The 9986-nt window shown below is 44.8% G+C and carries 6 protein-coding genes; all 6 read right to left on the bottom strand.

Going from position 1 to position 9986, the window contains the following annotated elements; translation table 11 throughout:
- A partial coding sequence (locus LBQ60_10115; protein ID MDR2038267.1) for a glucosamine-6-phosphate deaminase occupies positions 1-161 on the bottom strand: 161 nt, incomplete at its 3' end.
- A 231-nt stretch (positions 162-392) separates the two neighbouring features.
- Positions 393-1349, bottom strand: coding sequence for an ROK family protein (locus LBQ60_10110; protein ID MDR2038266.1), 957 nt, complete (start codon positions 1347-1349; stop codon positions 393-395).
- A gap of 25 nt (positions 1350-1374) precedes the next feature.
- The gene (locus tag LBQ60_10105; GenBank protein MDR2038265.1) at positions 1375-2880 is read right to left on the bottom strand and encodes a glucosylceramidase; all 1506 of its coding nucleotides are present in this window, start codon (positions 2878-2880) and stop codon (positions 1375-1377) included.
- Between the two features lie 153 nt (positions 2881-3033).
- Positions 3034-5325: a glycoside hydrolase family 3 C-terminal domain-containing protein gene (locus tag LBQ60_10100; protein ID MDR2038264.1), complete on the bottom strand. Its 2292-nt coding sequence runs from the start codon at positions 5323-5325 to the stop codon at positions 3034-3036.
- Between the two features lie 116 nt (positions 5326-5441).
- Positions 5442-6680 (bottom strand): glycoside hydrolase family 5 protein, encoded by a 1239-nt coding sequence (locus LBQ60_10095; protein ID MDR2038263.1) that lies wholly within the window; start codon positions 6678-6680, stop codon positions 5442-5444.
- Between the two features lie 332 nt (positions 6681-7012).
- Positions 7013-9985 carry an SMP-30/gluconolactonase/LRE family protein gene (locus LBQ60_10090; GenBank protein ID MDR2038262.1) on the bottom strand — a complete coding sequence of 991 codons (2973 nt, stop codon included), beginning with the start codon at positions 9983-9985 and terminating at the stop codon, positions 7013-7015.
- Position 9986: the final 1 nt, after the last annotated feature.

The following is a 9986-nucleotide window of genomic DNA, read 5'->3' as shown; positions in this document are numbered from 1 at the left end:
TTTTGTTCATAGATACTGCCGACCAGCATGTGGATATTTTTGGTAGTTTTTCCCGTAGATAATCCAATCACACTTTTCGGATCCGAAAGTATTTCCCTGATTATCCGCCAAGCCGCAATACGGTCGAACTCAACTTCATCTTTCGCAATGGTGATACTCATTCTCATCTTGATATTTTATTTACATATATTACAAACGTGCATTTGCGGCTTTTTAGCGATGCTTAATGTAGAAATAACATTAAGAAGAATACTGGAAAATATAATTGATTATTTTATTGATAATGAGCTATACAGTGGAATTTGCCATTTTCAAGTGGAATGACGCATTCCTCACGCAAATAATTGCAGATTACCTTAATTTTCAATTCTCCATTCTCCATTTTCAATTATTTACATATTCATGGCAACAGCTCCGGCACCGATCAGACCGATAAAATCCGGATCCAGTTTGGTCAGCACTATACCGTTCTTAACAAAACGGACAGTTGTCGGATTCAACTTTTCCAATACCCTCGAGTAAATATATCCATCGGAAAGGATACCGCCACCAAGCACAATCGTGTCCGGATCGCTCATCCTTACCATGTTCATGATCAGATTGGCCAATGCTTTTGTCGCATTCACCACTAATTGTACGCAAAGCCTGTCGCCTTTCATACTCAGTTCGAATACTTCACGCGTATCGACCCTCTGTCCTTCATCGGGAGAAATATTGAGGTTGGTCCGGTATTGAGGAAAAAGAAAACGCGCACACCTGTCCATTCCTAATCCCGAGGCAATGACCTCGACACAGTTCTCTCTTCCGCAACCACAACGGATGCCGACATCCAGCCCGGAATGGGTATGTCCGACTTCCCCTGCATTGAAATGGCTTCCTCTGACAAGGTTCCCGTTGATAACACATCCGGCAGCAATACCTGTCCCGACATTGATGTAAATAAAATCATTGGACACCTTTCCATGTCCGAACATTTTTTCGGCACGGGTGGCGCTTTTCACATCGTTATCGATATAACACGGCATTTCGTAGATGGTGGATAGATTCGCTGCAAGCGGCACAGGATCGGTTCTTTTCGGGTCCATCTGTAACCAGATTCCACCGGCATTATCCACACGGCCTATCAGACCTACGCCCATAGCTACGGGCTTTTTGCCATTGGCCCATCCTACCGTTCCGATGTAATCATCAACGGAGCTCTTCATGATATCCAGAGCGCAATGCTGGTTGATATAGCCGGTATCGTACCGTTTGTATTTAAGTACCTGTCCGTTGGAGTCTACTTCGCCGACGAGCAACTTGGTGCCTCCGAAATCAAGACCGAGATAGGTATCGTTTTGCTGATTCATATCGTTTTTTAATGATAAACCTGGTTTATTGCTCCCACACATAAGTGCCCACGGCACCCGGTTGAAGCCTGATATTGGCATACTGCCCCTTATACTGTACTTTGAAAGAGCCTGCAGAGTAGGTATCGTTGGCTACAATCAGGACAATTTTACCGTCAGGTGTTTTGAACGCGATATTGGACAGGGCATCTTTGTTTTCGATGGTGGCCACGCGTATTACCGAACGTTGTTCCTCGTCGCTGGTCAGCAGCACAGACTGGTCGCCTTTGTTGGTGGATTGGATACGTACCGAACCGGGACGAACAAATTTGGATGCATGTGCGATCACATAATAAGCGATGTTACGACCTACCTGATCTCCGTCAAGGGTTATAGCACCCTGACACATAGAACAACCGCCGTCATCGGTATGCGGATCGTTACTCGGGTCGGCGGCAAAATTCCAAAGGATCACGTTACGGCTCCAATTCTCCATCACACCGATGATCATTCTTTTTACCTGTGATGCAATGGCTATCGTATTACCTCCTGGCCTTTCCACTACCATCTGTTCCGTGAAATAGAGGTGTTTGTCGGGACGCGCGTTATGTACCATTGTCATAGCTGTCAGGTCGCCACCATAATGATGGAAACCTGAACCGTCGACGTATTGGGCTGCTTCCGGGTCACGCAATACGGTAAGCGGATAATCCGGACGATCGAGATTGTGGTCGAAAAGAACGATTTTGGTTTTGAGGTTGGCATTCTTTAAAGCCGGTCCGAGGTTGTTTTTGATGAATGTAGTCTGTTCCGCTGCATTCATCCGCATACTGGGTGTATTGTTGGCATTAATGGGTTCGTTCTGGATAGTCAGGGCATCGATGATGATACCTTGCTTCTTCATTTCCTGAATATATTTCACCAGGTAACGAGCATACACATCGTAGCATTCTTCCTTGAGTGAGCCGGCCTTCACTTTTCCGTTGGTTTTCATCCATACCGGAGCCGACCATGGTGATGCCATAATTTTGATATCAGGGACGATGGACAGTATCTCTTTCATTACCGGAATAACATCTTTTTTATCCTGCCCCAGATCGAATTTCTTCAATTCGTAATCGGTTTCTCCTTCTTTAAGGTCGTTATATGAGAATACAAAACTGTTCAGGTCGGATGCACCTACGGTAAGCCTGATATAGCTGACACCGATTGCGTCTCCATCGGTGGAGAAAAGTTCTTTCAATAGTTTGGTACGTTCCGCCTTGCTCATTTTCATCATCAGCTCGGCGCTTCCTCCGGTAAGGGCGAACCCGAAACCATCCACGGATTGCATGGTATGCTGATCATCGATCACAATGGGAGTTCCCCAGCGGTTATCGTTGGAGAACGCGATTTTCCTTTCCTGTTTACCAAATAGGACGGATCGGTCGGGTTGGGTTACCCAGGCTTCTATCTCTCTTGTCTGTGGTTCTTGCGCGGAAAGAGCGACGGCAATACATAAGAAACCCGCAAGGAGTAAGGATTTTACATTTTTACTTGTGTGTTTTTTCATTATTGTTGTTTTTTTGAGTTTTTAAAGTTCTTAAAGTTTGAATGTTTTTAAAGTCTGAAAGTTTGTAAAGTACAAATATTTGAAAGTTGAGACATTATGAACTTTATAACTTTCTTACGTTTTAACTTTATAACTTTTTGACTTTCCAACGTCTCAGCGTTTATAATTAAATTTAGCTTTTTGATTGCCTATCATTACTTCAAACTCGCCGGGTTCGGTGATCCATTTGTTTTGAGCATTGACAAAAGCGAGATCGGTTGCATTGATCGTGAATGTCACCTTTTTGGTTTCGCCGGGTTGTAAAAGGATTTTCTCAAACCTGCGCAAACGTTTTACATCAGGGGTGATACTAGCTATCAGGTCACTGGTATATAACTGTACGACTTCTTTACCTGCCTTTTGTCCGGTATTGCTTACATCCACAGTAATGGTCAGATGATTGCTGCCTTTCAGTTCTTTGGTGCTTAATTGCAGGTTGCCGTATGAAAACGTAGTGTAACTCAGGCCATATCCGAATTCAAATTCAGGAGAAAAATCACCTTCATAATTGTACATACCGGCAGATTTTACCTGTTCTTCGGAATGTTTATGTATATAGGTTACTAAAGAATTCACAGCACTCGGATAGGTGATGGGGAGTTTACCCGAAGGGTTCACATCGCCGAAAATGATGTCTGCCAATGCGTCGCCTCCAAAATTCCCCGGCCAGTATGCCATTAGGATTCCGCGCACAGACGATGCAATTTCACGGATCACACGGGGACGTCCTTCGGCTAGTACCAGTATTACCGGTTTTCCGGTTGCCAGCATTTCTTTGGCAAAGTTCAGTTGCTTACGGCTCAGTGTCAGGTCGACCAGATCACCGGGTTTTTCGGCATAGGAATTTTCACCGAGGCAAAGGATGATATAATCCACATCCCTGGCTGCAGCAATGGCTTCTTCATATTTATCGAAGTTCTCAACCCTGTAATCCATTACTTTACCGAAAGATATACCGGGTATCCATTTGGCCTGTTTACCGATCTTCTTCTGGATGGCCTCAAAAACAGTGTTATAACTGTCGGCAAATTCATCGCTCAGTTCGCCCTGCCATGAATATGTCCAGCAGCCGTTCAACGGACGCATGCTGTTGGATGTCGGACCTGTTACCAATACTTTGGCGTCTCTGGGTAATGGTAAAATGTTCTTATCGTTTTTCAGTAAAGTGATGGCTTCTGAAGCGGCATCATAAGCATATTTTTCAAACTTTTCCGAACCAAAATCAGGGTAATCTTTAGGATCACTGACAGGTTTTTCGAAAATATTCAGTTTGTATTTGAGTGTAAGGATACGTCTTACCGCATCGTCAATGCGTTTCATGCTTACACCGCCTTCTTTTACGACAGCTACCAGGTCATTACAAAAGCCTTCGTAATTATAGGAGATCATCGACATATCGATTCCGGCATTGATGGCCAGTTTCAGGGCTTCCTTATTATCGGCGGCTACACGGTCGCGTTTGTATAGGTTTTCAATATCGCCCCAGTCGGTAACGATCAATCCCTGAAATCCCAGTTCTTCACGCAGGAGCTTGGTCATCAGTTCATAGCTGGCGTGTACGGGTACACCATTGATGTGCCCGGAATTGATCATGAAAGTGTGGGTGCCCGCTTTAATGGCTTCAGCAAATGGAGGAAGATGGTATTCGCGCAATACATTATCGGGAATGTAGGCCGGAGTCCTGTCCTTACCGGAAATAGGTACGGCATAGCCAAGGAAATGTTTGGCACATGAGGCCACTTTGAAAGGATTACTTATATCGTTGTTATCACCTTCGTATCCTTTAATGATCTCCCGTCCGAACTGGGATATCAGATAAGGATCTTCACCCATTCCTTCTCCCATACGGGAATAACGGGGATCAGCACCTAAGTCGAGTACCGGGGAGAAATTCCATGGAATGCTGCTGGCCCTTGTTTCGTAAGCGGTCACTTCTCCAAGTTTACGGGCATGTTCCAGATTCCATGTGGCAGCCAGTCCCAGTTCATGAGGAAAGATGGTGGCGCCGTCGGTATAGGTAACACCGTGGATAGCATCTATTCCGTAAATAACAGGTATCCCCATACGGGTTTCTTTCATGGCTACATCCTGTATCTGACCGATGGTCTTGGCCCAGAATTCAGGTTTACGGGCACGGTTATTGGCCGTGTTCAGGATGGAACCGACATGGTACTTTACAAGGGCATCACGAAGGATATCCATATCCAGTTCGACCGGTTCATAACTCGAATAACGGTCTTTGCCTTTACAAACGACATCAAGGGTAATCTGCGCCATCTGTCCGACCTTTTCTTCGAGGGTCATTTTTTTCAGTAGGGCATTTACCTTACGGCTGATTTCCGCATCGGAAGGTTGTGCCATTATTCCCAGAGGGAAGAGAAGCATCAGGAATAAAATCTTTTTCATGTATGTTTAAAAATATGAAGGTTTATAAGATTTGGAAGTTCGGGATTTAAAGTTCAAGATTCAAGATTCCGGATTTAACGTTGAATTTTGAATCTTAAATTTTGAATTTAAAATATTTATGGCTTCATGCCCAACGCTTTTGTATAGGGTTCATACCTGGTGCTATTGGTGAATTTCATATTTTCAAGCAAATCGGTCAGCGCTTTTCTTACCAATGCCTGATCGGGTCTGGCTTCCCTTATTTTGGCAAAACTGCTGCGATCTTTCTTGGTGTATTCCACTATGACATCCCAGTTTTCGGGCGGGGTTATAATCATCATACAGGCACGGTGTGCCATCTTTTTATAGGGCCAGTAATGCCATCCTATATTATTGCGTTCCATCAGGCGTGTCCATGCAGCGATCCATTCATCAGAATTTTCCCCTGTTTCGCCCATGTACATCGGCAGGTTCACTTTATCCCTGAAATCGACAAAATCCTGGATATTGTTTTGGAGTGTATCGCACCAGTAACGATGGCAGGTATACATGATCTTATCATCGAATTTCCAGTCGGAGAAAACACTGAAATTAGCGTTCCACTGGGCTCCGGCAAGCAATACGATGTGGTTTTTGTCCACTTCACGGATAGCGGCGGTACATCTCTTGTAAAAAGGTTCCAAAGCGGCATTCAGATGCGGATAATCATCCTTGAAATAATGAGCAATGGGTTCGTTCAACAGGTCGTAACCCAATACGATCGTATCGTTGGCATACCTCTTTGCTATATTTTTCCAGATATCACAACATAACTGCTGGCTTTCTTCACTTTCGAACAACCAAGGATACCCGTAACTGTCATCGATATTATCCCCAGTTTGTCCGCCGGGAGCATCATGCATATCGAAAATAACATACAACCCTTCTTTCCTGCACCAGTCCAACAACTGGTCAATAATTTCAAAGCCGTCCTGATCATGCGTCAATCCCATATAATCCTCATTGGTAAACAGTTTATAGTGAAAAGGGATACGTATGGAATTCATACCAGTCTGCCTGATATAGGCAATATCATCTTTTGTGATGTAGTTCTTCTTGAACTCACGCCAGAACCATGCGGTAAAATCAGGGCCAACCATTTCACAGAATGCATCGTTAATGGTACGGTAGGAATTAACATTGGAGAAAAAGAACATATATCCTTCCGGATTAAGCCAGTTCCCGAGATTAATGCCTTGTATCAGGAATTTATTACCGTCGGGTGTGATCAGGTCGGGACCCTGTATACGTATAAACCTGTCGGATTTCTCCAGCTGAGCGCTCCCGCAGGAAGCAAAGAGGCAAACGAGTGAGATAAGATAAATGAACAGTTTCATTTTAATAGTGATGAATAATTAACATGTGTGATCTAAGGGTAAAGAAAAGGCTTGTATTTTCATTGATTTCTTGTTCTTTTTGACGCTGCAAAAAGAACCAAAAACAGCTTGACAATTACTCCCTCTTGGTCGTGAGAACGCTTCGCTAAGTTTTAACTCACTCCGTCTAACGACTTCGTTCAGACAGAACTTAGCATCTGCGATCTCACGCAGCGAAGCAAGTAAAATTGTCGAATTTGGCAGGCGTTGCCTGTTAAACGGACTTCGTCCGGATCTGCTGTTGTTATGATATACCGAAATCAAAACGTTTACTTATTAATATAAAAAAACAATTAATTACCAGGCTTTACCGAATACAACGACTGATGTGAATTGATGAACAGGATATCTTTGTTCTTCCCTCCGAACGACATGGTCAACGGCCTTTCGGGAACCTTGATTTGTCCGGTACTTTTTCCATCTTTATTGAAAATGTAAATTTGTCCATCAGTGACATACAGGTTTCCCTGTTTATCAACTGCCGATCCGAATTCACCTGTTTCCACGAAGTAACTCATATTGGAAAGTGTCCCGTCGGAAGCGACATCCATTTTTACCATTCTTTTGTCGTATTCGTCGGAAGAATAGAAGGGTTTACCCGGGAAGGCTTCCAGCACGGCACATGCACGTGCCAGATCGTACTGGCGGGGTATAATGGTGAGTCCGTCGGGGGCTACGAAGCATTCTTCCGGTCTGAACGTAACCACTGTATTGAAGTCATGGAAATCACGCCATCTGTTGGCAGGATACAGGGCTTTGTGTATGTTATTGATACTTCCCATTGGCGCTTTGGGTAATAGCTGAATGGTTTCCTCCGGATTATCAGGGTTGATGGAATAAGCCCATACACTGAATCCGGAGTTACCCCAGCCACTGAATGAAGTTCCTCCGGTATCCGGCAATTGTTGTACTGACTCCTGTTTTCCATCTACCAAGTGTCCCGGTTGCGGTGCATACCTGAAAATGACCAGAAGATTATCCTTGCTGTCGCAACCCAATGATAGCGGTTCCCACGGAAAATCGGCCAACGGGGTTACCGTGTTGGTTTCCACAGACCATTTATATAAGCGACGCATACGTTGTTCGCAGAAATAGATATTTCCTTTACTGTCGGCGGTAGTTCCCTGTGCAAATTCAAATCCGGTCACATGCTTTTGCACCTGACCCGTAGCATTGATATTCAGAGGCGTTGTCTTTGCTTCATCACCCGAAATGAACAAACGGGTCATTTCCCAGGGACGTACTTCTATACCGGTGTTCATATCATACAAGGGTAAAACAGCCGTATATTTGGTCTGCGCATAGTTGTGCAGGTTCAGGAATTCGATATTGCGGCAGTTCCATGTCCGGATAGAGTACGGATAAGGTGTATTAACGCGTATTACCTGAAACATATACAGGTTGGTGAACAGCATATCGGAACAATTATCGAGTTCCAATGGTTGGCAATAACGGCTTTCCCGGCTTTCTTCCTCCAGTTGAAGGGCATATACTTTCCAGTTGGAAACATGGCTGAACCGGGCTTCATTACGCGTGTGATGTTCCACAGACATGGCATAGATACGTCCTTCGGTGGATGTACTGTTGACATAAATACCGCTTGTGGCAAAAGTACTGGCTGTCCAGATATCTTTGAATGTACCGCCTCCGCCATCGGTGATCCAGAGACTCCAGTACTGGCAGTCCCATGCGTTGGTTCCGGATGTGATATTTCCGGGAGCCTGTCCGGATTGCCCGCGCCCCGACTGTTGCGGACCTTTGTTCATCCCTCCGTGTCCACCCACGAATTTAACGTCGTTCATGTAGGAATCGGCTCCTGCCATCCATTTACAGCCGACAGCACGGTAATTATATCCTCCGGTATTGATCCCGATACTATTGATGATATTGGTCCCACCTTTGGGTGTTTCTACCAGAGGTACAGGTCCGCCGAAACCACTGAATGCGGGCGTGCTTTCTTTCAGTATCAGCTGGGTGGAAATGGGATTAAGCCCGATCAGGTTGGTATTGGGTTGCAATACCAATGGTTCCGAAATGATATACCATCCCTGCGGTATATAAATATTGGGGTATTTTTTGATGGCTTCCTGAAATACACGGGTATCGTCGGTTTCATTATCACCTTTAGCGCCCAGGTCACGAATGTTGACCCAGGTGGACACATCCGGCAATGCCGGGATATCGTTTTTTGCAGGGGCGGGTAGTTTGTCCAGTTCTTCCAGCTCCACATCGGTGCGCATTTCCGGTTCTGCAGCAAGGTGATCGACGTGCAGACCATGTGTGTAATTTTTCACACGGTATATTTTTCCTTTTCCCGGAACGGTGGTTTCACTGCGTCTGTATTTTACGAGTACAGGCACTTTTTGGCAATCCACATTCCTCAGGCTGATCTGGTTGCCAGCATTGTTTTCGTTACTGATAATGATAGCAGGTCCGGTAACATTATCGAACAGGCAGTTTTCCAAAAACAGTTTATCTGAATAGTTCGGATCGATATCCAGTACAGAAGGAACATTCCTTACCTGCATACGAACAATTGCCAATCCTCCTTCCTGAGTTTTAATGGCCGCTTTCTTCTGTTTTTCGAAATAGGTATCAACCATCATCATGGGCCATCCGGGAGAGGACTTGGTCGTATAAATCCCATAATCACCGCCGAAAAAACGGACGTTATGCATCTCGTTCCCCACTTCGAACAGGCCGGCTTTCCCGTTTCCTATCTGAATATCGATGTGTGACACAAAACTATGTTGTGCGAAATGTGTCCGCAATGCCACGGCATGGGGGTTGCCGTCTTCTATTTTCAGGTTGATGTTGGACATGGCGCTGTAAAAAGTACTGGCACCTGCATCATGAACCTGTCCGCCTTCTTCCACTACATTATTGGTGAACCAGAACATGTAACTGGCTTTTCCTTTGTCATTGGGTATTTCCTGCTGGAATCCGGGTGAGTTTTTCGAAAGCACGATCAAAGGACGTTTCTTTCCATAACCGATCAACCGGATAGCTCTCGGGACATAGATGGTTTTGGATATCCGGTAAGTTCCTTCGGGAATAAACACAATGCCAAAACCGTATTCTTTTTTTACCAGGTTAATGGCATCCTGTAATTCTTTACTTACGTCTTTTTTCCCGTCTGATACAGGAAAATAGTAAGCCTCTTTATCGTCCGGTTTTTGCTGGTATACAGATGTTCCCTGCGCCCGGACAGATGTAGCGGGAATCAAAAAGGCCAGTAAAAGACCAAGAGTGATGAGTTTATTCATG

This window comes from Bacteroidales bacterium, assembly GCA_031275285.1.
Classification (GTDB): domain Bacteria; phylum Bacteroidota; class Bacteroidia; order Bacteroidales; family UBA4181; genus JAIRLS01.
The sequence above is the reverse complement of the archived record's forward strand: the minus strand, read 5'-3'. Positions and strand labels throughout refer to the sequence as shown.